Raw genomic sequence first — 22,949 nt, forward strand, 5'->3', positions numbered from 1 at the left:
TACGGAACTGAAGTGAATTACATTTGTCTGTCGAGCTCTCTCATCCGGTTAAACGACGCAATCGAGACTTCCACTTGGGCGTCGTCCGGTTCCTTGGTCGTGAGCAGCTGCAGCCAAAGACCGGGATAACCGAGATAGCGGAGGACGGGCACATCGCGGAGCGAATTCGTAAACCGCAGCACTTCATAGGATACCCCAATGACGAGAGGCAGGAGCAGCAGCCGCAGCAGCACCCTCTCGATGAGCGAATCGTACTGGAAGAACGAGTAGATGACAACGCCGATCAGGACGGTAAATACAATGAAGGAAGAGCCGCACCGGTAATGCAGTGTATTGAATTTCTGTACGTTGGCTACCGTCAGTTCAAGTCCCGCCTCATAAGCCGAGATCACCTTGTGCTCCGCTCCGTGATACTGGAACAGCCGCTTGATCATCGGGGTCAGAGAGATGAAATAAATATAGCCGACGAGCAGAATGATTTTGATAAGTCCTTCAATCAGGTTATGGCCGATCTGATTCTGGAACATGCGGCCGAAGAGCAGATCTTCGATGACCGGCGGAATCAATGTGAATACGAACTTGCCGAAGAGGAAGGAGAGCACCCCGACCACGGCGACACCGAGTATCATCGAAAGACGGCCGGCGAGCGTTTCCTTCTGCTCCTCCTTAGGCTCCCCTTCTTCCTCCGCGAATACTTCCGCCGAGAAGTTGAGGTGCTGCGCGCCCTTGGCGCTGGCCTCGACTATGCCGACGATCCCGCGGACAAGCGGAATGCGCTTCAGGCTCTGAACCCAGGGAATATCCTTCTTCGGCACCTCGAGGTAGTGAATCGTGTTATCCTTGCGGCGGACGGCCGTCACGTGAACCTTCTGGCCGGCGAACATCACGCCTTCAATGACGGCCTGGCCGCCATAAATGGCAGTCTGGCACTGCTTATCCGACAATATCAATGCACCTTCTTCTACATGGTTGAGTATGGATCCTAAGAGCCTTTACAGCCTATTGTAACGAATCCGTTGGCATATTGCCACTTTGTTTATAGAGAACCTTTTGGTACATACTAAGGACGATTCCACCATGCGGGAGGTTGCAGAGAATGGGGCACCGTCACCATAAAAAACACCAAACGAACAAATGGATTTTCGCCGTCTACATCGGTTTTTTTGCCGGAGTTCTGTGGGGCGGATTGAAGCTGATCGAGCATTATTTTCATTTTACGGTACTTACCCCGGGCTTTCTTGTCGAGCCTTTCTTTCTTCATTCGTTCCTGATCACCTGGACGGGCATGCTGATCGGCTGGGGAGCGTTCATCGCCCTCTCCATCGCGGCATCGCTTGCTTATGCGCTCGTACTCTCCAAATTCCAGGGCCCGTGGTACGGGATTGCTTACGGTATGGCATGGTGGGGAGCCCTCTATCTGCTGATCGGCCCGCTCATCGGAATGATGCCGTGGATTCTGTATCTCGACCTCAACACCATCCTGACGGATGCTTCGTTGTTCGCTCTTTGGGGCTTGTTCATCGGCTTTTCGATCGCCTTCGAGTTCACGGATGAACGGGCTAGAGAGCCTATAGGCAGACGGCGTAAGCTGGCCTGACGGGGAATGCCGGCTTCTTGAGGGTACCGCCCAAACTTAAGAACTTCTCAAACGTACTTCGCTTATGGTAAAATGGGGAAGTATGTCTGTTTTCTTAAGTAGGAGGCGTATGGTGTGAAGCAGATTCTGGTATTGAACGGACCGAATCTCAATATGCTCGGTGTCCGAGAGCCCGGCGTCTACGGTACGCTGTCTCTGCAGGCGATTGAAGAGCGCCTCGGGCGCCTGGCCTCGGAGCTCGGCGTGGGGCTTGAATGCGCCCAGTCGAATCATGAAGGCGTGCTTATCGACAGGATTCATGCGGCCTTCGGAGTGAAGGACGGCATACTGATCAATCCGGGGGCATTCACGCATTACAGTTACGCCCTTCGCGATGCGGTTGCGTCGGTGGGACTGCCGACGGTTGAAGTACATATCTCGAATATTCACCGCAGGGAAGCGTTCCGCCATGTCTCGGTGATTGCACCGGTCGCCGTCGGCCAGATTGCCGGCTTCGGTGCGGACAGCTATGAACTCGGCCTGCGGGCGCTCGTTCGACACTTAGAGAGTTCGGAGGGATAACGATGGGACTGGAGAGAGTTCAGCGTCTGCGGGAGCTTCTTGACGAGAAGGGCATTCCCGCGCTGTTCATCACGAATGCGACGAACCGGACTTATATGACCGGCTTCACAGGTTCGGCAGGGTATGTGCTTATTACCGGATCGCGCGCCGTGCTGCTGACGGATTTTCGTTACATGACCCAGGCGCCCCAGCAGGCTGCCGGGTATGAAGTGATCGAGCATGCGCCGAAGGTGGCGGAGACGGTGAAGGAGATCCTGTCCCGGGAGGGCATTACCCGGCTGGGATTCGAAGCATCCGACCTGAGCTTCGCAGCGTACCGCTCTTATGCGGAGGGACTGGCTCCGGTGGAGCTGCTGCCGACCGACGGGCTGGTAGAGACGCTGCGCATGGTGAAGGATGATGCCGAGCTCGCGGTGATGCAGGAAGCGGCTGATCTGGCCGACCGTACCTTCACCCATATCCTGGATTTCCTGAAGCCCGGCGTCAAAGAGCTCGATATCGCGCTCGAGATCGAGATGTTCGTCCGCAGGAACGGCGCGGCGTCCACCTCGTTCGAGACGATCGTGGCTTCGGGTGAGCGATCGGCTCTGCCGCACGGCAAAGCCAGCGGGAAGATCATCGGCAATAACGAATTCGTCAAGCTTGATTACGGCGCGTATTACCAAGGGTACTGTTCCGACATCACCCGTACGGTCGTTCTGGGTACGCCGCAGGACAAGCACCGGGAGATCTACGGCATCGTGCTCGAAGCCCAGATGGCCGCGCTCGAAGCGATCCGCCCGGGCATGACCGGACGGGAAGCGGACGCCGTGGCGAGGGACATCATCACGAAGCACGGCTATGGCGACCATTTCGGGCATGGCCTCGGCCACGGGCTCGGCATGGAAGTGCATGAGTCGCCGCGGCTCTCGAAGCTCGGGGACACCGTGCTGAAGCCCGGCATGACGGTTACCGTGGAGCCGGGGATTTATTTGCCCGGATTCGGCGGCGTCCGGATCGAAGACGATATCGTCATTACGGAGCAGGGCAACCGTAGATTAACACATTCAGGCAAAGACCTGATTGTGTTATCATAAGTTTGCTGACCGGCGGTCCGGCATATGCGCTGGACAGGCTTGGCAGCTTGGCTGCCTGCAAGGGGAGAGGGCGGGCAACCGTCCTCCGCCGAACCGGTATGCCACCACTTTAGGGAGGGTTTTTGAGTGATTTCAGTTAACGATTTTAAAACAGGCTTGACAATTGAAGTAGAGGGAGACCTGTTCACGGTCATCGATTTCCAGCACGTAAAACCGGGCAAGGGCGCGGCATTCGTCCGCTCCAAGCTGAAGAACCTGCGCAACGGCAACACCGTGGAGCGCACTTTCCGTGCAGGTGAGAACGTGGCCCGTGCTCATATCGAGAACCGTCAAATGCAATATCTGTATGCGGCAGGCACCGAGCATACGTTCATGGATACCGAAACGTTCGACCAGATCAACCTCGAAGAGAAGCAAATCAAGTGGGAGCTGAACTTCCTGCGTGAGAACATGAACATCAACATCTTGAGCTACCAGGGCGAGATCCTCGGGATCAACATTCCGAACAGCGTGGAGCTTAAAGTCATCGAAACCGAGCCGGGCGTCAAAGGCAACACGGCTCAAGGTGCGACGAAGAAGGCGAAAGTGGAAACCGGCTTCGAAGTCAACGTGCCGCTCTTCATCAACGAAGGCGACGTGCTGCTGATCGATACGCGTGAGGGCGACTATATTTCCCGCGCGTAGTCAAATTCGACATTGTACGACAAGACTCTCTTTTCCTCTGTGGAAAGAGAGTCTTTTTTTGGCTTTATATTGAAAATAATGGTTGATTTAATAGATATTATGTCCTATAATGAGGCTATAGTCATATCATACAAAATATTCCAACAAGGGAAAAGTAAAGGAGATTTTGAAACATGATGTTAGAATCAGTCCCCCTCGCCAGACAGGTAGATATGGTGTTCACACAATTGAGAGAGGAACTGGAGCATTTGGATTCGGGAACCGTGTTTATGCAGATTCGCAATAATGCCGTAGGCAAGTTCGGGATCAGACACTTTCCGCTGGAGAGCCGGGGAACCGAGCTGAAGAAAGTCGAGAAGGGATTGTCCGAGACACAGCAGATTTCCTTCCGCCAGACGGCGAAGGAATCCTTGAAGTACAAACGGTGGACGCATGGCGAGATTCAATTTGAGTTCGCCACGAGACAGGATACGCTCTGCACTTCGATTACGTTTGAATCGAATTATAATATGGCCTCGATGGTAAATGACACGGGTCATCGGTATAGATAAATTTTCTTTGCCGGATTGTTCTTAATGAAGAACGGTCCGTGAATGCCTCCGTATGATAAATGATACGGGGGCTTTTATGTTAAAATGGGGATGAGGCGGAGCGGGAGAGGGAACCGTTGTGAGCGTTTCCCCTTTGGATCTTACCCTGTTTTTTTGCGCTCCCTTGGGTTATAATGGCGTGACTACGAACAACAGGGCTGAGGTGAGCGGAATGAACGCAGGCCATCCGGAGCTGGGGACGAAGCATGACCAGCTTATGAAATATATCGAGTCCCTTAGTGTAGGGACGAAGCTCTCCGTGCGGCAGATGGCCCAGGATCTCGATGTCAGCGAGGGTACGGCATACCGGGCGATCAAGGAAGCGGAGAACCTGGGGCTGGTCACGACCAAACGGCGGATCGGCACCATCCGGACCGAGAAGAAGGAGGAGCCGCAGATCGACGAGCTGACCTTCGCCGAGATCGTGAAGGTCGTCGAAGGTGTGGTGCTCGGCGGTTCGGAGGGGATCGAGAAGTCGCTGAACAAATTTGTAATCGGTGCCATGCAGCTGGAAGCCATGCTGAAGTACATCGAACCGGGCAACCTTCTCATCGTTGGCAACCGGGTGCAGGCCCATATGTGCGCTCTGAGCCAGGGCGCCGGGGTACTTATCACCGGAGGCTTCGATACGACACCCGAAGTGAAGAAGCTCGCGGATGATCTGCGGCTGCCGATCATCGGAACGGCTTATGATACCTTTACGGTAGCGACGATGATCAACCGCGCGATGGAAGACCGGCTGATCAAGAAGAAGATCATGAGCGTGGAGGACATCATCCGCAAGGATACCCCCGTCTGCTCGCTGTTGGCGTCGGATACCGTGAGTGAGATGCGCCGGCTCGTCGAGGAGACGACGCATACCCGGTATCCGGTCGTCGATGAAGACATGCGGCCGATCGGCATCATCACGACGAAGGATATCATCGGGGCGGCTCCCGAGCAGGAAGTCGGCTCGCTGATGACGCCGAATCCGCTGCTCATCAATGTGAAGACATCGGTCGCCTCGGCCGGCCACACGATGGTCTGGGAAGGCATCGAGCTGCTGCCCGTCATTGACGGGGACCGCCGGATGATCGGGGTCATCTCCCGCAAGGATGTCATGAAAGCGATGCAGTATATGCAGCGTCAGCCGCAGAATGCCGAGACCTTCGAGGTGCAGATCTGCGCGGGGATCGAGGAGCTGAGGGACAGCGGGGGAAGCCTGTATTTCCGCGGGGTCATCACGCCGCAGATGACGAACTTCGAAGGCATGGTCTCCGAGGGCATGCTGAGCACCCTGATGGTCCGCGCGGCTTACCGCACCGTCCAGGATCAGAAGAAAGGGGATCTCATCATCGACAGCTCCTCGACGTACTACCTGGTTCCGCTGCAGATCGACGATGTCATCGAGATTGTGCCGTCGATTGTGGAGATGAGCCGCCGGTTCTGCAAGATCGATATGGACATCCGCACCGGGGGAACCCGTGTAGCGCGCTCCATGTTTACTGCTAGGATGATCTAGCCGGCCAGGGCTGCCGGGCTGTCCTCTGCGAGTAAAGCCGTCCTCCCGGACGGCTTTTTTTGGCTTGCATCATGGAAAGAAGTGGAGTGTGAATCCCGGGGAATATCCCCTGCCGTCTTTCCGCGGAACGGGATATAATCAAAGGAAGCAACTACTTTTGACAAAAGCGAGTGTGACACATGAAATTCCTGCTTACCATGAAACCTACTCCCCTCATCCTCTTGTTTATAGGGGCTGGGCTGATTCCGGGTCTGACCGGCACCTTGACGGGCCGCTTTGTGGTGGCCTACACCGGCTTAATCTTGGAAGTAAGCCTGCTTGCCCTGTATCTCTATTCCCTCTGGATTCATCTGAGGAGGGCGGCGGTAACCTCCGGTTTGCCGCGAGTCCTATCCCCGCTGCTCCCTGCGGTCTGCCTGCTGTATACGGTTGGGTATACCGTTATGTTCTGTTGGGATCAAGAGCATGGGGAGGATGTGCATCTCTCATTCCATTTTGCCTCCATGGCCTGTATGGGGGTTGTGCTGTGGAAGTTATATGGTTATTTTCTTATGGTGGAAGAAGGACGACGGATCGGGGCGGGGGAGCTTCGGACAAGGCTCCTCACCCTGTGCAAGAATCGAATGACGCGGCAGAGCCTTTCCCTCTGGCATATCCAGAAGCGGGTGAATGCCTTGTTTTCGAAGAAAGAGGGGGACGGCAGCTAACCTCCATTCCCCTTTGGCAGGATGATTTACTAGGATTTTACAAGAAGAAGGGAATCTTTTATGATGGAGAGGAATGGTAGATTTTCGAATGTAAGAAGGATTGCTTGAAAAGGAGAGTCCCTATGGAACTTGGAAGGAATCTTGGAAGGAAGCTGCCCGAGCTTGGTGAGGAAGATCGCGCACCGCTTCAAGCTGATGACCAAGCTCTGCATCGGGTGAGCTCTGTTACACGACGAGAAAGGATGCGCTGCTTCCAATGATGCCGCTTCCCACACGTCCGGTTTTCGGACTGCTAGGGGGACTGTCCGCGGTGTGCCTGACCGTGCACCTGCTGGCAGCCCGGGAGACCTACTACGATTTTTTGATCTGGAACCTGTTCCTGGCCTGGCTGCCGCTGCTTTTCTCTTCGGCGGCACTCGTGCTGAACGGCCGCCGGAGACTGGGGGCAGCCGGATTGGTCATGGCGGTCCTGGGGGCAGCCTGGCTTCTGCTCCTGCCGAACAGTCCCTACATCCTTACGGATCTGATTCACCTCACGGTAAGAAAGAGTATCTATTCCGAAGCCGGGCGTCTGGGCCTGAGCTACTGGACGGATTTGCTGCACATCTTCACCTTTGCCTGGACAGGAATCCTGCTGGGCGTTCTCTCGCTCTATCAATTTCAGTACATCGTCTATTCGCGGACGAACGAGGCGCTCTCCTGGCTGTTCGTCCTGCTGGTCTCCGTTTTGTCGGGCTATGGGATTCTGCTGGGCAGGGAGTACCGGCTGAACTCCTGGGACGTGCTTCGCCATCCCAAGGCAGTGGTTGACGTCGTACGGGATACCCTGGAGCCGTCTGCCATCACCTTGTGTCTGTTCTTCGGGACGGTGATCCTGATGATGTATGTGACGATCCATGCGCTGATCCGGCTTACGGTCCGTTATACCCGGCAGAGGCCCTATGGAATCGATCCCTGATGAAGAGGACGGAGGGGGAAAATCGTTGATTTTTAAGAGCGGTGTACGGGGCATCATCTTTGATATGGATAATACGCTGCTCTCATCCCGGATCGATTTTGCCGCGATGAAGGCGGAAGTGCACCGGGCACTGCTGGACTTTGGGGGACTGCCGGACGGGCTGCCCCTGGAGCAGCACACCACGGCCACCCTCATCGGTCTGGCCAAAGAGCGGGGGCTCGGAGCGGGTCCCCTCTCCGAGGTCTGGACCCTCGTGGCGGAGCACGAGCTTCGGGGCATGGAGGGAGCGGGGCTGGAGCCGGGTGCGGAGACCATGCTGAAGCGCTTGCACGGCAGGCTTCCGCTGGCCGTGGTAACCAATAACGCGGAGCCGGCGGCCGCAGCGGCACTGGAGCTCACGGGCATCAGCGGTTATCTCGACCTGCTTGTCGGCCGGGAAGGAATGGAAGCGCTGAAGCCATCGCCGGCCGGCTGCTTGGCGGTGCTCGCGAAGTACCCGGGACTTCCTGCGGCGGACTGGGTGTCGCTAGGGGATTCATGGATCGACGGCAGGGCGGCGATGGACGCAGGGATTCCCTTCGTAAGCTACCGCAGTCCGGAGGGGGTCATGGCCGCACGCGGTGTGCGCCCGGCAGGGGAGATCATGCACCTCGACGAATGGATTCCGTGGCTGGAGAGCGCAAGATAGCGGGGGCTGCCGGCAAGAGCTCAGCTCAGGGAGCCTGGCGATCGGAGCAGGTTCAGGAGGAGGGAAAGATGGGTAAATGGATTAGAAACGCGCTGCTTTTCTCAGTGGGGCTTCACCTGCTGTTTATTGCGGGTTCCGTTCTGTACGGAATGTATCTCACGTACACATACGTGCCGGATATCGTCGAGGCTTATTCTTCCGTTGAATACATGGAGCATAAGGTGAGCTTCGGTACCCTTCCCGCCTTCTCCGGGTGGGATTACGTATGGACTGTACTGGGCGGTATGGTGCTGTACATGGCCGCCGTGCATCCGCTGCTGAACAGGCGCCGTAAGAGATGACGGTTCGGATCTCAGGAAGCGGATACGGATGGGAGCGTTTCCGGCGTCGCAGCCGGAAGCCTTTGGGCTATGGGGGGACTGCGGAGAAACCGCAGAATGAAGACAGGCGGAGCAAGCATAAATATATAAAATTCTAAATGGCCGGGGTGAGAAGGATGGACATGGTCTTTGTGCTTCATGGTGAGTCGCAGCACTCGCTCCATCAGGATGGGGAGCAGATGAGAGATCCGGGACTGAGCGAGGCCGGGCGCAGGGAAGCGCAGCGGCTGCGGCAGCGCTTCCGACTGTCGTCGGCCGATGCGGTCCTGGCCGGTCCGACGGTACGCATGCTCGAGACCGCCCAGCTGTGGACTGCCGGATCGGACTGCGTGCGGATGGTTCATCCGCTGGCGGGCCCGCGCCAGCATCCCGTGCGCTACGATTTCCGCACGCCTCCCTGTGACGAGCCGCTGGAGCCTTCGCGGATTCGTGCGGAATACGCCGACTGGCTCATGCCCCCCGAACTTCCCGAGCACCTCTGGCTGCAGGGGATTCATACGCTTCCAGGGCTGCTGTTCGCCCAGCAGGCGGACCGCTTCCTGCAGTGGTGCCGGCAGCTCGGTAAGCAGCGCGTGTTCATCGTCACCGACGCGGGAACCACGGATGCGTATATCGCGCATATCCGTTCGCGGTGTACGCAGGCGGAGGAGGCCTGCAGGGTGAACCCGGAAAGGGAAGACTGGCTTTTTTCGATTTCCGTCTGAGTCTTTCGACAATTTGCGATTTTTTTATTTCATGAGCGCAGGGGCATATGCTATAATCTCTTATTAGTTGTATAAGTTTGTTTAGGGAGTGAGCAGCTTTGTCTCTGATTGTAATGAAATTCGGCGGAAGCTCCGTGGGAACTCCGGAGCGGATGAAGCGCGTAGCCTCCCGGATCGTGGAGAGAAAGCGCGAAGGGCATCAATGCGTAGTCGTTGTTTCCGCGATGGGAGATACGACGGACGAACTGATCGATCTGACCAGGCAGATCGCGGATGGGAATCCTCCGGCCCGCGAGATGGATATGCTTCTGACCACAGGCGAGCAGGTCTCCGTGGCTCTGCTGTCCATGGCTATACATAGTTTGGGAGAGCCGGCTGTGTCGTTCACAGGCTGGCAGGCGGGGATGTACACCGAAGCGGTTCATGCCAAAGCACGGATTACGGACATCCAGCCGAAGCGTGTCCTCGCGGCACTGGACGAAGGCAAAGTCGTCATCGTAGCCGGTTTCCAGGGGATGAGCGAAGAGGGCGAGATTACGACGCTCGGCCGCGGCGGCTCCGATACGACGGCTGTGGCGCTTGCCGCTGCGATCAAGGCGGACGTGTGCGAGATCTTTACGGATGTCGACGGCGTCTACTCGACCGACCCGCGGGTTGTTAAGTGCGCAAGGAAGCTGAATCAGATCTCGTATGACGAGATGCTCGAGCTTGCTAACCTTGGCGCAGCCGTGCTTCACCCGAGAGCGGTGGAATACGCGAAGAATTATAACGTATCGCTGGTCGTCAGATCCAGCTTTAACCATAATGAAGGAACGTACGTGAAGGAGGAAGCGGCGATGGAACAAGGCATCGTAGTCCGGGGTATTGCTTACGATAAGAACGTGGCACGAATCAGTATTTTGGGTGTGGAAGAGAAACCGGGCCAGCTGGCCAAAGTATTCACGGCCCTGGCGAACGCCCAGGTCGATGTCGACATTATCGTACAGAGCGGTGTCCTGAACGGCCTTGCCGACTTCTCGTGCACCGTCTCCCTGGCGGACCGCGAAACGGCGCTCCAGGCAATCGAAGCGATCCGTCCGAGTGTGGGCTTCCGCGAAGTAACCTCCGAGATCAACCTCGTGAAGGTTTCCATCGTCGGTGCCGGCATGGTGTCCACGCCGGGTGTCGCTGCGAAGATGTTCGAGGTCATCTCGGATCTTGGCATTTCGATTCTCCTCGTGAGCACGTCCGAAATCAAGACGTCCTGCGTCATCGAGAACAGCCGCCTGAACGAAGTGATCAGCGCCCTGCACAGCGCTTACGGTCTAGATACGGAAGAAACCGCCTTCGTAGGCGGTCCGTCCGAGCGTCGTTAAGAGGGTGGAGCCGGAAGCGGCCGGGCTTGTTCCGGTTTAACTCAGCTTACCGAAGATAAAAGTGAACAATTTGAGCAGGAATGCGGTAATCCCGGCGGCCATCAGAGGCCCGACCGGGATTCCTTTTAGGAAGATAATACCGAAGATCGAACCGATGACAAGGCCCACAATCATTTGCGGGTCTATTTTCAGCAGTTCAAGCCCTTTGCCGTTCATGTAGGTGGCAATGGCTCCTCCGAGCAGGGCCAGAATGCCGGGCCAGGTGGTGAACATCGAGGTAACGTCCTTGATCGTGATACGCTCACTGGCGAACGGTACAAGCACCCCCATCGTCAAAAAGAGCAGCCCGAGCTCAAGTCCCCTCCGCTCGATGGAGGGAAGAAAGCGCTCCAGGGAGATCAGCTTGACGATGAGCAGCACGCATGCCGCTGTCGTTATGATATGCGAGCGCCCGATCAGACCGATGATGATCAGTGCAACCAGCAGAATGTCTCCATTCATCACAATTGGCCCCTTGTCCTCGTGGATTCTTTCTATGTCTATGAGGACAAGGGGCTTTTCATGATTACTAAGAAGGGGGCGTTGGAGTGAGAAGCAGGCGGCCCTCCACAATTTCGGGCGCGGCGTCGATCGCATTCAGCCGGGAGCAGAAAATCACGTCCTCCCGGAACCCAAGGGAGGCGAGCCGCCGGCCGTTCTCGCAGGCGAACAGCGCGCCTTCGAGGTTGTCTTTGGCGGAACGGAAGGCATGCATCATCGCCAGGCCGAAGTCGTTGACCTGCAGGGAGTCACCGGATTGTCCGGCTTCATAGGCGGCTCCGACCAGTTCATCGACGATAGCTCCCGCCCCGAGTCCGTCCTCGAAGGAGAAGATATCTCTTGTGCCCGAGCAGAGGATGACGACCTCCCGTCCAAGCACCTGCGCCTTACGGGCACAGGCGCGGGCATTGAGCAGGGAGCCTGCCAGGATCCGGCCGGCCTGCTCCGCTTTGCGGATAGCGCGGGTCCCGTTGGTCGTCGTCATGACGAGGACGGTCCCTCCTACCGATTGCGGCGTATACTCGGCCGGCGAGTTGCCGAGGTCGAAGCCGGGAATGCGGCGGCATCCGCGTTCGCCTCCGAGCAGATGCCCGGGGAGCTGCAGCTCCTTGGCCTGCTCGACCGTCTCGACGGGAATGACGGCATGACAGCCATTCGCGAGGGCGGCCAGCATGGTCGAGGTGGCCCGCAGCACGTCGATGACAATCACGGTTTTGCGCCTAAGCTCTTCCACGCGTGCTTCCTGAATCGTAGGAATGACACTAATGTTCATAGCGGAGAATCTCTCCTCCTCTCTAAATCTCCCAAGCCCAGGTAGGATCCCCGGTCTTGCGGCCGCAGTTGCCGAGCAGCAGCGTATCCGAGCGAAGTCCCCGGCGGAGCGCCTCGAGCGAGATGACATCCCCCGGTGCAATGTTCCCGAGATGGATGCCCGTGCCGAGCATGCTCAGCAGGTGAACCTGCTGCTCTTTATGCGGCGCCTCCCATAGCAGAACACCGGGACTAGGCACACCCTTCAGCACCATCGCGATTTCTTCGTCCTTACATCCGCCATTCTCGTCGAAAATGCCGACGCCCTTCCCCGATTCCCGGCCCTCGATCGTCACGAGGGAAGCCCCAAGCTCCGAATCCACCGTGACCGTCTCGATCAGCTCCTGAAGTTCGATCGCCGAGCCCCAGCCCTTTTTGCCGTATTCCGTAATGACTGTAAGTCCTGCATCCAGCCCCCGGCAGATCAGTTCGCTGCGAAGGGAGCGCTGGATTTCAATTGTGCCGTCCGAAACCTCGAGGCCGTTGAAGCCCAGGCTGCGGACCATCTCGAAGAAAGGGTCTACTGCGCCTTGGCGGATCGCGACTTCGAGAAAGGTGCCGCCCGGATAGACGACAATGTCGTGCGCTTTGATCATCTCAATTTTTTGCCGGAGAAACGCTGCTGTATAGAGCGGCGAAGTGCCGAAACCAATCTTGAGCATGTCGATGTAAGGACCTGCCGTTTCGAGCAAATCGTTCAAGGCATGGAGCCCCAGGCCTTTGTCAATCACCATCGTCTGCCCCAGGCTTCTCGGTTTGCCGGTCCGCACGCCGGTCGGATCGCTCAGCAGGGGATGCCACTGCCCCGGTGATGTAACCTCCATGTCCAATCGCCTCGCTGTACTATATTGTTTTGAATCACCCTCAGCATATGCATTTTTGTATGGGGTGGTGCCCGGGTAGCCTAAATGAAGACGAGCTCGCATACATTGATGAGGAGAAACCAAGCTGGAGGGAATCCCATGTCAATGATCAACAAAATCGTACTGAGCATGGCTATGCTGAGGCTGCTATCGGGGTCGATCGAGATCATGGCCGCGCTGCTCATGCTCCGCTTCAATCAGATCGAGAAAGCGCTGCTTGTGAATTCGGGACTGGCTCTTGTCGGCCCCTTGGTGCTGCTGACGACAACGACGATCGGGCTGGTGGGACTGGCGGATAAGCTATCGATAGGCAAGTTTGTCTGGGTGCTGGCGGGTGTGGCGTGCCTGTTTATCGGAATCTTAAAAAAGTAACGAATCTTAAAAAAGAAATGGGAGACTGTCATATTTCAGTAGGCTCGGCATACATTGGATTGTAAGATGGACAGCTTGGGGGGGATGGCGCTTGATTCAGTCGGTCTTACCATATTTCTCAGCTCCGCTGCAGCGCATTCTAGCAGCTCTACCGGCGCACATGTTGAGCGATCTGCAGGAAATCCGGATCCGCGAGAACCGCCCGCTTGAGCTCATCCGGGCGGGCGGCAGCCGCTTCGTCAGCCCGGAAGGGCGGACGGCCGAAGACAGCGAAGGGGCGTACAGGCCCACCCGGGAGGACTGCCGGACGCTGCTTGAGCTGCTCACGCAGCATTCGCTCTATACGTTCGAAGAAGAGCTGAAGCGGGGGTACATCACCATTGCCGGCGGCCACCGGGTGGGACTTGCCGGCAGGACGGTCGTGGAACAGGGCCGGGTCAAATACGTCAAAGACGTCGCTTCCTTCAATATCCGGCTTGCCCGGGAATGGAAAGGGGCGGCGGCGGGCGTGGCGGCCCACCTGCTGGAGCCCGGCACCTACAGGCTCTGCCGGACCCTGGTGATCTCCCCGCCGCAGCTTGGCAAGACCACGCTGGTGCGGGATCTGGCGAGGCTGCTCAGCAGCGGCAGCACGGAGGCGGGTATCGGCGGACGCAGCTTCAAGGTCGGCATCGTCGACGAGCGTTCCGAGATCGCGGCCTGCGTGCGCGGGGTGCCCCGCTTCGACGTCGGTCCGAGAACGGACGTGCTGGACGGCTGTCCGAAGGCGGAGGGGATGATGATGATGATCCGCTCGATGTCGCCGGAGGTGCTCATCGCCGACGAGATCGGCCGCAGTGAGGATGCGGCGGCCATCCATGAGGCGCTTCATGCGGGAATCGGCATCATAGCCACGGCCCACGGCTGGAATGTGGATGATGTCCGGCGGCGGCCAATCCTAAGGGAGCTGCTCGAAGAAGGCGTCTTTGACCGGTTTGTGGTCCTGTCGAGGGCAGGGGGCGAAGGCTCCCGTACCGGGGCGCCCCGCACAGCCGTGTACGATGCCAAGGGCCGGCGGCTGGATGAGCGGCTGGCGCTGAGAGGAGGTCTAACCTGATGCGGCGACCGATCAGAAGCTGTGTATCCTCTATGGCGATGCGGAAGGTGACGAAGATTCCCGCCGTTCGCCCTCGCATAGGAATGTCTGCAGGGGAGCGGGGCGCTGCGCCATGCTGAAGCTGCTGGGTGCGGCGCTGGTGCTGCTCGCCGGCACATTGCTTGGCTTTCATCAGGCGGCGCAGCTCGCCCGGCGGCCGAAGCAGATCGCGGATCTGATCCGGCTGCTGCAGCGGCTCGAGACCGAGATCCTCTACGGCTTCACCCCGCTGCCGGAAGCGCTGCGGCGCACGGGCGGCACCTGTGCCGCACCGGTCGGAACCCTGTTCATAGGGGCCGCGGAGGAGCTGGAGCGGGCCGGCGGCCAGCCGGCGGCCGGCGTCTGGCAGCGCACGATCACCCGAGGCTGGCGTGCGACGGCCATGAAGCCGCCGGAGCGTGAAGTGCTGCTCCAGCTTGGGGCTACGCTCGGATTGACGGACCGGGAGGACCAGGTGAAGCACCTGCGTCTGGCCGTCTCCCAGCTTCAGGGCGAGTCGGAGACCGCGAGAGACGAGCAGCAGCGCTACGAGCGGATGTGGAAGAGCCTCGGCGTGCTCATGGGCGCGCTGGTAGTCATACTGATGTACTAGCCGGCGGGGAGGCATCCCGTCAGGACCGGAGCCGGCTGCAGGGTAGGGGGTGAGGTGCCGCCAATGAACGTGGATGTAGATGCGATATTCCAGATTGCCGGCATCGGCATCATTATCGCCATGATTCATACCGTGCTGAAGCAGATGGGCAAAGAGGATATGGCCCACTGGGTGACGGTGATCGGGTTTGTCGTCGTGCTGTTCATGGTGGTCAGCCTGCTCGACAGCCTGTTCAAAGAAATCAAAGCCATTTTCCTCTTCCAGTAGGAAAGGGAGGAGTGCTCCCGTGGAGATCACCCAGATTGTGGGGCTCGGGCTGATCACGACGATCCTCGTGCTCATCATCAAGGAGCAGAAGCCCATGTTCGCTTTTCTTCTCACCGCGTTCACCGGTATTACGATATTCCTGTTTCTGATCGGCAAGATTGCGCTGGTGATCGGTGTGCTGGAGGATCTGGCGAACCGGGCGGATATCCATATGATTTTTCTGAAGACGATTCTCAAGATCATCGGCATTGCCTATATCGCGGAATTCGGGGCGCAGATCGTGAGGGACGCGGGGCAGGAATCGGTAGCTTCCAAGATCGAGCTGTCGGGCAAAATCCTGATCATGGTCATGGCGATTCCGATCGTCTCGGTCATTATCGATACGGTCGTGAAACTGCTGCCGACCTGACGGGCGGCAGGGGACAAGGCAGGGGTGAGTTGTATGCGGGGCAAGGGATGGCTGCAGGAGAGCGGGAGGCTCGGCGGCTCCGGAGGAATAAGACGGGAGCGGCTCTTGATGGCGGCGCTGATTCTCGTGCTGCTGCTCGGCACGGACGGACTCTTCGGTCCAGGCGGCAGGCTGCTGGCGGCCACGCCGGCCGAGGAGCTGGTGAGGCAGCAGGCGCAGCAGCTTCCGCTCGATTCGGTCGAGGCCTTCTGGACGCGGCTGGTCCAGCAGTACGGCGGGTATTTCCCGGATGCGCGGGCGCCTTCGTTCATGGACCTGCTGCTTGGCGCGAAGAACATCTCGTTTCAGGGGATGATGCAGGGGCTGCTCCGGTACCTGTTCCATGAGCTGCTCTACAACGGCAAGCTGCTCGTCTCCATCGTCATCCTGACGATCTTCAGCATGCTGCTCGAGACGCTGCAGAGCTCCTTTGAGAAGAATGCGGTGAGCAAAATCGCCTATGCGATCTCCTTTCTGGTTCTGATGATCATGGCCGTGAATTCATTCAGCGTGGCGATCGGCTACGCCAAGGAAGCGATCGGCGATATGATTCACTTCATGATCGCCGTCGTGCCGATTCTTCTGACGCTGCTGGCTTCCATGGGGAACGTGGTCTCGGTATCGGTGCTCCACCCCTTGATCGTATTCATGGTCCACGCGGTCGGCACGGTGATCTACTTCATCGTCTTCCCGCTGCTGTTCTTCTCGGCGGTGCTGCACATCGTCAGCGCCTTGTCGGACAAATACAAGGTGACGCAGCTGGCGAACCTGCTGCGCACGATCTCGCTGGCATGCCTCGGCATCTTCGTCACCGTCTTCCTCGGCGTCGTTTCGGTGCAGGGTGCAGCGGGCTCGGTCGCCGACGGTGTGACGATCCGGACGGCGAAGTACATCGCGGGCAACTTCGTTCCGGTGGTGGGCCGCCTGTTCTCGGACGCCTCCGAAACGGTGATCGGAGCTTCGCTGCTCGTGAAGAACGCGGTCGGCCTGGCGGGTGTGATGATCATCCTCGTGATCTGCGCCTTCCCGGCGATCAAGATCATCGTGCTCGCCCTGATCTACAACGTGGCGGCGGCCATCATGCAGCCGCTCGGCGACAACCCGATGATCTCGTGTCTCGAGACGATCGGCAAGAGCCTCATCTACGTGTTTGCCGCGCTGGCGGTCGTAGGCCTGATGTTCTTCCTGGCGATCTCCATCATGATTGCCGCCGGGAATGTCTCGGTGATGATGCGGTAGCATGCAGCTACGGAAGGGGGAGAACCCATGGATTGGCTAAGCGGCTGGCTGCGGTCGGTTATCCTGGTGATCCTCCTGGCGACCTTCGTCGATCTCCTGCTGCCGAATGCGGCTATGCAGCGCTACGTCCGAACCGTCATCTCGCTGTTCCTGCTGCTGACGCTTCTGCAGCCCCTTCTCTCCCTGTTCTCCGGCCGCGGGGAGCTGGAGGGACGCCTGACGGCGGCACTATTCGAGAAGGGAGCCCAGGGGGCAGCCGGAGAAAGCTTGGCGGCCATCCAGATGAGAGCGGAGACCTTGAAGCGAAGCCAGGAGCAGGAAGCGCACAAGCTGGTCAAGCAGCAGGTTGCCGATCTTATGAAGCGCAAGCTGGAGAGCACGGCGGGCGTCCGGGTCCGGAGCATCCGGGTCGAGACGGAGGGGGGCGAAGGAGGCCAGGCGGTCATCAAGAGCGTAGCCGTCACCATTGAGCCTGAGCCGGCCCGGCCGGCAGGGGGGAGCGGCGGCGGGGAAGCCCCGGTGCGGGCCGGCCCCGAGGCGATAAAGCCGGTTGAACCGGTCGAGCCCGTGAAGAGCGTGAGCATCCGGATCGGCGCAGAGGAAAGCGATGCGAGGGAAGTCACCCGGATGGAAGAGACGGCGGAAGGCGAGCTGACACCGGAAGAGCTGCAGAAGAAGACGGAGATCACCCGGCTGCTCGCGGCGGATTGGCAGCTGAAGGAGAGCCAGATTCAGCTGGAAATCATTCAAGAGGCTATGGGGAGGTGAGGGAGGATGGGAACGGGCTGGAAGGGACTCGGCGAGCTGCTGGGCGGGGGGCCGGGCGGACCGAAGCGGATGCAGACCCTCCGCTGGGTGCTGCTGATGGGTCTGGTCGGCGCCGCCTTCATGATTCTGAATTCGTTCATTACCGTCAAGGACGTCAATACGCCTGACGGGGCCCGGGCCTCTCCTCCTTCGGCCCCTGCGGACCAGCCGGCCTTCTCGATGGGCAAGGAACGCAGTCCGTTCCGCGAGTATGAGGAAGCCTACCAAACCCAGCTCAAGGAGATGCTGTCGAAGATGGTGGGGGTCGGCGAGGTGGAAGTGATGGTCACGATCGAATCGACGGAGGAGATCGTGGTCCAGGAGAACCGCAAGGATGTCGAGCAGATCACCAATGAGAAGGATCATCAAGGCTCGACCCGGCACATCACCGAGGTGAACAAGAGCGGGGAAGTCGTCATGTATGAAGTGTCGGGGGGCAAACAGCCGCTGGTCACAAAGACGATTAAACCGAAGATACGCGGCGTGCTCGTGATCGCCAAGGGAGCGGAGAACCTGACGGTCAAGAAGATGATTTCGGAGGCCGTGGAACGGGGGCTGGAAGTGCCGCCCCACCGCATTTCGATCCAGCCGAGAAAGCAGTAAAGCAGTCATTAACCCTTTTGAAGGAGGAATACAAGGATGAACACAAAGCGGCAAACGGTGTGGCTTGTATCGATGCTGAGTCTGATGGTGGTGCTGTCGGCCTACTACCTGTTCACGGAGGATGTCAACCAGATCGACGTCAAAACGGCGGGGGCTCCAACGAAGGAGCTGACGGTGAATACCGGCCAGATGGACGGCCTGCATCCGGCTGCTGCGCCGGATGCGGCGGCGAAGAGCGGTGCGGCGCCGGCTGAAGGAGCGAAGCCTGATGCGAAGGCTGCGGACCCGAAAGCCTCCGATGCGAAGGCTGCGGATCCGAAAGCTTCCGATGCGAAGGCTGCGGACCCGAAAGCCTCCGATGCGAAGGCTGCTCAGCCTCAAGCGGCCGAGCAGAAGGCGGACCCGCAGGCGGAAGCGGGCAAAGCGACCGAGGGCGGCGGCGAGCATAAGGAGAGCAGCACGAAGACCGACAAGCCTTCCTCCGCCGCACCGGATGCGGCTGGCACGCCAGCCTCCAAGCCCGTATCGGGCACGGAGTCGTCCCTCTCCGCGGAGGATGCACAGGTGCTGAAAACGATGCAGACCGGGGCACTGAACGGAGCCGGCTACTTCCAGGACCTGCAGATGGTGCGCGAAGCCGAGATTTCCAAGAAGAGCGAGCAGCTCGTATCGCTCATCGCCGACACGAAGCAGACGACCGAAGCGGCGGCGAACGCCCAGGCGGAGCTTCACAAGCTTCAGGATATGGAAGCGAAAATCGAGTACCTGGAAGGACTGCTGACCCAGACTTACGCTCAGGCGGTCGTCACCCAGGAAGGTGCGAAGTGGAAAGTGACGGTGCAGACCGACAAGCTTGACCGCAACCAGGCCTTCAGCATCACCGACCAGGCGATGAAAGAGCTGGGCATTGCAAAGGAGAACATCTCCGTATCGTTCAAGCCGTAAGAAGCTCCTTGAGTGAGTGTGCAGGATTACGAACGATGACGAATCAAGGCCCGGGCGACCGGGCCTTTTTCCTGTGGCTGCGGCGGCTTTCCAGCCCGGTTGGGACCTCGTACCAAGAAACTCTTTCCTTCATAAGAGTTTGTGATATAATAACAACGTCGTTTGTTTCGCTATGCTGCGTTAGGACAAGCCCCGTGCGGCTTATGCCAGGACTGCAGCAAGACGCCCAAAGGAGTGAATGTTGTGTTTAAACTAAGTGAAATCAAGGAACTGATCAAGGCTGTGGATGCATCGACCCTGCAGGAGCTGGAGATCGAAAGCGAGGGCTCCCGTCTTGTTATCCGCAAACCTAACAAAACCGAGCAGGTGGTCTACGCCTCCGCTCCGGCTGCTGCTCCTGCTTTCGCTCCTGTGGTCAGCCATCCTTCCGCACCGCCAACGGCTCCCGCTGCCGTGCCAGCGCAAGCGCCTGTTGAAGGCAAGCCGGCTGCAGCAGATGCTAATTTACATATAATTACATCCCCCATGGTGGGAACCTTCTATGAATCGCCATCTCCGGGGGCGGCTTCGTTTGTTTCGAAGGGCAGCTCCATCAAGGAGAAGACGATCGTCTGCATTATTGAAGCCATGAAGCTGATGAACGAGATCGAAGCCGAAGTGAAGGGTGAGATCGTCGAAGTGCTCGTGGAAAACGGTCAGCTGGTCGAATACGGTCAACCGCTCTTTAAGGTGAAGCCGGAGTAGAAGGAGAGATCCCATTGAAGTTCCATAAAGTACTTATCGCCAACCGCGGCGAAATCGCCGTCCGTATCATCCGCGCCTGCCGCGAGCTCGGCATCTCGACGGTCGCGGTATACTCGGAGGCCGACAAGGAAGCACTTCATGTCCGTCTGGCCGACGAGGCCTACTGTATCGGGCCCACGCTGTCGAAGGACAGCTATCTCAATTACACGAATATTATGAGCGTGGCGACCCTGACGGAGACCGACGCGATCCACCCGGGCTACGGCTTTCTGGCGGAGAACGCGGATTTCGCGGAGATCTGCGAAAGCTGCAACATCACCTTCATCGGTCCTTCGCCTGAGGCCATCTCCCGCATGGGCGACAAGTCGGTGGCCAAGCAGACGATGAAGGAAGCCGGCGTGCCGGTCATTCCAGGCTCCGACGGCCTCGTCGAGGATATCGAGGAGGCGATCCGTCTCGGCCGTGAGATCGGCTATCCGCTGATCATCAAGGCGACAGCCGGCGGCGGGGGCAAGGGCATCCGGCTGGCGGACAACGAAGAGATGCTGATCCAGCAGATCACAGCCGCCCAGCAGGAAGCCCAGAAGGCGTTCGGCAATGCCGGCGTCTACCTGGAGAAATACCTCACAGGCATGAAGCACGTCGAGATTCAGATTCTCGCGGACAAGCACGGCAACGTCGTCCACCTCGGGGAGCGGGACTGCTCCGTGCAGCGCCGCCGCCAGAAGCTGGTGGAAGAAGCGCCGTGTCCGATCCTGACGCCGGAGACACGGGAGGCCATGGGTGCAGCAGCGGTTCGTGCCGCGCAGGCCGTGAATTATTCCGGCGCGGGCACGCTTGAATTCCTGCTCAGCCCGGACGGCCAGTTCTACTTCATGGAGATGAACACACGCATCCAAGTGGAGCATCCGGTCACGGAGCTCATCACCGGCGTGGACATCATCAAGGAGATGATCCGGGTAGCCGAAGGCGAGCCGCTGTCCTTCTCGCAGGAGGATGTCGTCATCAACGGCTGGGCCATCGAATGCCGGATCAACGCGGAGGATCCCGAGCGCAACTTCATGCCTTCGGCGGGCCAGATCAAGTTCTACCTGCCGCCGGGCGGCTTCGGGGTCCGCGTCGATTCGGCCGCTTATCAGGGCTACACGATTCCGCCGCATTACGACTCGATGATCGCGAAGCTCATCGTATGGGGAGCGGACCGTGACGAGGCGATCCAGCGGATGAAGCGGGCGCTGTCCGAGTTCGCCGTCGATGGCATTCACTCGACGATCGGGTTCCATCTGAAGCTGCTCGAGCACAAGAAGTTTCTCGCCGGAGACTTCGATATCAAGTTCCTTGAAGAGCACGACGTGAACGACCCGAACTCGTAAGCGGCGTACCCGTTTCATTGTCATATTATTGACGTAATGGTATAGTATATAAAATAAACGGCTTATCCTCCCTGAAGCGGGAGGGTCGGCCGTTTCCATCCGGAGATCAGTCATCAGAAGCAGGCTGGGGCGAGTCGCACTCTGATTTCAATACGAACCACAGAGCAGGTACAGACAAGGCACAGGCAGTCGCCGGAGGCGGACTGCCGCTCCTGCATCAAGAAGGCAGCAAGCGAATTCATTGCCGGCAAAATCGAGGCGTAAGCCCGGGGAGACTCCGGAGGCTTGCGTAATTTGGTTTTGCAGTGCCTTGCATTTGCGGGCGCAAAACAACGAGGAGGTCCAATCCATGAGCACATTGGCTGCGGATTATGAGAAGACCGAGATGGGCACGATCCAGATTGCCCCGGAGGTAATTGAGGTCATCGCCGGCATGGCTGCGGTGGAAGTACCGGGCGTAGCCGGGATGAGCGGCGGGTTCGCCGGCGGCATCGCCGAGCTTCTCGGACGCAAGAATATGGCCAAGGGCGTGAAGGTGGAAGTAGGACAGCGCGAAGCGGCTATCGACGTATCCGTTGTCATTGAATTCGGAACGCGGATTCCCGAAGTGGCGAGCGGCGTGCAGCAGAATGTGAAGCAGGCCATCGAGTCGATGACGGGGCTTAGCGTCGTTCAGGTGAACGTACACATTCATGACGTCATTTTCAAAGGTGCGGAGAAACCGGAGGAGCCGGAAGCGGCCGCTCCCGGGCGCGTGAAATAAAAAAACGAGAATCCGGTTGAACCCCCTGACGGAGCGTTTGGGGGTTTCCTCCGTACTCGCGTAAAGGAGTCAGGAATCGTGGTTAAAGTTCTCGACAGACTGCTGCTGTTTCTTTTTAGCATCGCCGTACTTCTCATCGCCATCGTCTGCCTGTTCGGGGCATTCGGCCTGATTTCCTTGGAAACCGCCGGCAATTTCCTGGTGGACGTATACCGCGATCTTGATACGGCGGTGATCTTCATCGCTTCGGCGGCCGTGCTCGCCCTGATCTCGCTGCGCTTCCTGTACCTGTCGGTACGCCAGGGAAAGGCAGCTGCGCCGTCGATCGACCAGCGTACGGAGTTCGGGGATATCCGCATCTCGATGGATACGGTGGAGAACCTGGCGCTGAAGGCGGCAGGCCGCTCCCGCGGGGTGAAGGATCTGCGGGCCCGGGTCAAGGTAAGCCAAGCGGGGCTTGAGATTGTCGTTCGCGCCATCGTGGACGGGGAGAGCTCCATCCCGGGTATGACCGAAGAGATGCAGGCGAACGTGAAGCGCCACATCGAGGACATCACAGGCATTCCGGTCGCCTTCGTGTCGGTGTTCATCGCGAATATCCAGCCGTCGTCGCCCACGTTCAAAAGTCGAGTCGAATAGAGGTGAGC

The 22,949-nt window shown here is 58.6% G+C and carries 29 protein-coding genes; 25 read left to right on the plus strand and 4 right to left on the minus strand.

Going from position 1 to position 22,949, the window contains the following annotated elements; translation table 11 throughout:
• Positions 1 to 17: 17 nt before the first annotated feature.
• Positions 18 to 944, minus strand: a complete 927-nt coding sequence (locus ACP26L_RS14085; protein WP_426453369.1) for a DUF1385 domain-containing protein — start codon at positions 942 to 944, stop codon at positions 18 to 20.
• 152 nt (positions 945 to 1,096) lie between these two features.
• Here ACP26L_RS14085 and ACP26L_RS14090 point away from each other — a divergent pair, with 152 nt between their 5' ends.
• The 12 genes from ACP26L_RS14090 to ACP26L_RS14145 all read left to right on the plus strand — a co-directional run bounded on the left by ACP26L_RS14090 (position 1,097) and on the right by ACP26L_RS14145 (position 10,801).
• Complete coding sequence (locus ACP26L_RS14090) at positions 1,097 to 1,597, plus strand: YqhR family membrane protein (RefSeq protein WP_426453371.1); 501 nt, start codon at positions 1,097 to 1,099, stop codon at positions 1,595 to 1,597.
• Positions 1,598 to 1,711: 114 nt separating this feature from the next.
• On the plus strand, positions 1,712 to 2,158 hold the full coding sequence (gene aroQ / locus ACP26L_RS14095; protein WP_426453373.1) for a type II 3-dehydroquinate dehydratase: 447 nt from the start codon (positions 1,712 to 1,714) through the stop codon (positions 2,156 to 2,158).
• A gap of 2 nt (positions 2,159 to 2,160) precedes the next feature.
• Entirely contained in the window at positions 2,161 to 3,234 is a 1,074-nt protein-coding gene (locus tag ACP26L_RS14100; protein ID WP_426453374.1) for a M24 family metallopeptidase, read from the plus strand.
• A gap of 126 nt (positions 3,235 to 3,360) precedes the next feature.
• Positions 3,361 to 3,918 carry an elongation factor P gene (gene efp / locus ACP26L_RS14105; protein ID WP_426453376.1) on the plus strand — a complete coding sequence of 186 codons (558 nt, stop codon included), beginning with the start codon at positions 3,361 to 3,363 and terminating at the stop codon, positions 3,916 to 3,918.
• Positions 3,919 to 4,091: 173 nt separating this feature from the next.
• Positions 4,092 to 4,469 (plus strand): O-methyltransferase, encoded by a 378-nt coding sequence (locus tag ACP26L_RS14110; protein WP_426453377.1) that lies wholly within the window; start codon positions 4,092 to 4,094, stop codon positions 4,467 to 4,469.
• A gap of 211 nt (positions 4,470 to 4,680) precedes the next feature.
• Entirely contained in the window at positions 4,681 to 6,009 is a 1,329-nt protein-coding gene (locus ACP26L_RS14115; protein ID WP_426454940.1) for a DRTGG domain-containing protein, read from the plus strand.
• 179 nt (positions 6,010 to 6,188) lie between these two features.
• The gene (locus ACP26L_RS14120; RefSeq protein WP_426453379.1) at positions 6,189 to 6,716 is read left to right on the plus strand and encodes a hypothetical protein; all 528 of its coding nucleotides are present in this window, start codon (positions 6,189 to 6,191) and stop codon (positions 6,714 to 6,716) included.
• A gap of 259 nt (positions 6,717 to 6,975) precedes the next feature.
• Positions 6,976 to 7,674: a DUF1361 domain-containing protein gene (locus tag ACP26L_RS14125; protein WP_426453381.1), complete on the plus strand. Its 699-nt coding sequence runs from the start codon at positions 6,976 to 6,978 to the stop codon at positions 7,672 to 7,674.
• A 25-nt stretch (positions 7,675 to 7,699) separates the two neighbouring features.
• Positions 7,700 to 8,362, plus strand: a complete 663-nt coding sequence (locus ACP26L_RS14130; protein WP_426453382.1) for an HAD family hydrolase — start codon at positions 7,700 to 7,702, stop codon at positions 8,360 to 8,362.
• A 68-nt stretch (positions 8,363 to 8,430) separates the two neighbouring features.
• Positions 8,431 to 8,703 (plus strand): hypothetical protein, encoded by a 273-nt coding sequence (locus tag ACP26L_RS14135; protein WP_426453383.1) that lies wholly within the window; start codon positions 8,431 to 8,433, stop codon positions 8,701 to 8,703.
• 155 nt (positions 8,704 to 8,858) lie between these two features.
• On the plus strand, positions 8,859 to 9,446 hold the full coding sequence (locus ACP26L_RS14140) for a histidine phosphatase family protein (RefSeq protein WP_426454941.1): 588 nt from the start codon (positions 8,859 to 8,861) through the stop codon (positions 9,444 to 9,446).
• A 98-nt stretch (positions 9,447 to 9,544) separates the two neighbouring features.
• Positions 9,545 to 10,801 (plus strand): aspartate kinase, encoded by a 1,257-nt coding sequence (locus tag ACP26L_RS14145; protein ID WP_426453384.1) that lies wholly within the window; start codon positions 9,545 to 9,547, stop codon positions 10,799 to 10,801.
• A 36-nt stretch (positions 10,802 to 10,837) separates the two neighbouring features.
• On the opposite strand, the gene ACP26L_RS14150 is transcribed toward ACP26L_RS14145, so the two are convergent.
• The 3 genes from ACP26L_RS14150 to ACP26L_RS14160 form a co-directional block, all read right to left on the minus strand.
• Entirely contained in the window at positions 10,838 to 11,302 is a 465-nt protein-coding gene (locus ACP26L_RS14150; RefSeq protein ID WP_426453386.1) for a DUF441 domain-containing protein, read from the minus strand.
• 67 nt (positions 11,303 to 11,369) lie between these two features.
• Positions 11,370 to 12,113, minus strand: a complete 744-nt coding sequence (locus ACP26L_RS14155) for a 2-phosphosulfolactate phosphatase (RefSeq protein ID WP_426453388.1) — start codon at positions 12,111 to 12,113, stop codon at positions 11,370 to 11,372.
• Positions 12,114 to 12,135: 22 nt separating this feature from the next.
• The gene (locus ACP26L_RS14160; RefSeq protein WP_426453390.1) at positions 12,136 to 12,975 is read right to left on the minus strand and encodes a phosphosulfolactate synthase; all 840 of its coding nucleotides are present in this window, start codon (positions 12,973 to 12,975) and stop codon (positions 12,136 to 12,138) included.
• Positions 12,976 to 13,119: 144 nt separating this feature from the next.
• Between ACP26L_RS14160 and ACP26L_RS14165 the strand changes: the two genes are divergently transcribed.
• The 13 genes from ACP26L_RS14165 (at position 13,120) to amaP (ending at position 22,941) form a co-directional block, all read left to right on the plus strand.
• Positions 13,120 to 13,386: a YqhV family protein gene (locus ACP26L_RS14165; RefSeq protein WP_426454943.1), complete on the plus strand. Its 267-nt coding sequence runs from the start codon at positions 13,120 to 13,122 to the stop codon at positions 13,384 to 13,386.
• Positions 13,387 to 13,477: 91 nt separating this feature from the next.
• Positions 13,478 to 14,482 carry a stage III sporulation protein AA gene (gene spoIIIAA / locus ACP26L_RS14170; protein WP_426453392.1) on the plus strand — a complete coding sequence of 335 codons (1,005 nt, stop codon included), beginning with the start codon at positions 13,478 to 13,480 and terminating at the stop codon, positions 14,480 to 14,482.
• A 112-nt stretch (positions 14,483 to 14,594) separates the two neighbouring features.
• Entirely contained in the window at positions 14,595 to 15,113 is a 519-nt protein-coding gene (gene spoIIIAB / locus ACP26L_RS14175; protein ID WP_426453394.1) for a stage III sporulation protein SpoIIIAB, read from the plus strand.
• 63 nt (positions 15,114 to 15,176) lie between these two features.
• Positions 15,177 to 15,380 carry a stage III sporulation protein AC gene (gene spoIIIAC / locus ACP26L_RS14180; RefSeq protein ID WP_013916387.1) on the plus strand — a complete coding sequence of 68 codons (204 nt, stop codon included), beginning with the start codon at positions 15,177 to 15,179 and terminating at the stop codon, positions 15,378 to 15,380.
• 19 nt (positions 15,381 to 15,399) lie between these two features.
• The gene (spoIIIAD, locus tag ACP26L_RS14185) at positions 15,400 to 15,789 is read left to right on the plus strand and encodes a stage III sporulation protein AD (RefSeq protein WP_426453396.1); all 390 of its coding nucleotides are present in this window, start codon (positions 15,400 to 15,402) and stop codon (positions 15,787 to 15,789) included.
• Between the two features lie 24 nt (positions 15,790 to 15,813).
• Complete coding sequence (gene spoIIIAE / locus ACP26L_RS14190) at positions 15,814 to 17,067, plus strand: stage III sporulation protein AE (RefSeq protein ID WP_426453398.1); 1,254 nt, start codon at positions 15,814 to 15,816, stop codon at positions 17,065 to 17,067.
• Positions 17,068 to 17,094: 27 nt separating this feature from the next.
• The gene (gene spoIIIAF / locus ACP26L_RS14195; protein ID WP_426453400.1) at positions 17,095 to 17,835 is read left to right on the plus strand and encodes a stage III sporulation protein AF; all 741 of its coding nucleotides are present in this window, start codon (positions 17,095 to 17,097) and stop codon (positions 17,833 to 17,835) included.
• 6 nt (positions 17,836 to 17,841) lie between these two features.
• Positions 17,842 to 18,477 (plus strand): stage III sporulation protein AG, encoded by a 636-nt coding sequence (gene spoIIIAG, locus ACP26L_RS14200; protein ID WP_426453402.1) that lies wholly within the window; start codon positions 17,842 to 17,844, stop codon positions 18,475 to 18,477.
• A gap of 36 nt (positions 18,478 to 18,513) precedes the next feature.
• Positions 18,514 to 19,422, plus strand: a complete 909-nt coding sequence (locus tag ACP26L_RS14205; protein WP_426453404.1) for a SpoIIIAH-like family protein — start codon at positions 18,514 to 18,516, stop codon at positions 19,420 to 19,422.
• Positions 19,423 to 19,665: 243 nt separating this feature from the next.
• Positions 19,666 to 20,166 (plus strand): acetyl-CoA carboxylase biotin carboxyl carrier protein, encoded by a 501-nt coding sequence (gene accB / locus ACP26L_RS14210; RefSeq protein WP_426453406.1) that lies wholly within the window; start codon positions 19,666 to 19,668, stop codon positions 20,164 to 20,166.
• 14 nt (positions 20,167 to 20,180) lie between these two features.
• Positions 20,181 to 21,539, plus strand: a complete 1,359-nt coding sequence (gene accC, locus ACP26L_RS14215) for an acetyl-CoA carboxylase biotin carboxylase subunit (protein WP_426453407.1) — start codon at positions 20,181 to 20,183, stop codon at positions 21,537 to 21,539.
• A gap of 349 nt (positions 21,540 to 21,888) precedes the next feature.
• A complete protein-coding gene (locus ACP26L_RS14220) occupies positions 21,889 to 22,302 on the plus strand; it encodes an Asp23/Gls24 family envelope stress response protein (protein ID WP_426453409.1) in 414 nt (137 codons plus the stop codon).
• Positions 22,303 to 22,380: 78 nt separating this feature from the next.
• Positions 22,381 to 22,941, plus strand: a complete 561-nt coding sequence (gene amaP / locus ACP26L_RS14225; protein WP_426453411.1) for an alkaline shock response membrane anchor protein AmaP — start codon at positions 22,381 to 22,383, stop codon at positions 22,939 to 22,941.
• Positions 22,942 to 22,949 lie beyond the last annotated feature (8 nt).

This window comes from Paenibacillus sp. S-38 (genome assembly GCF_049942825.1).
GTDB lineage: Bacteria > Bacillota > Bacilli > Paenibacillales > NBRC-103111 > Paenibacillus_G.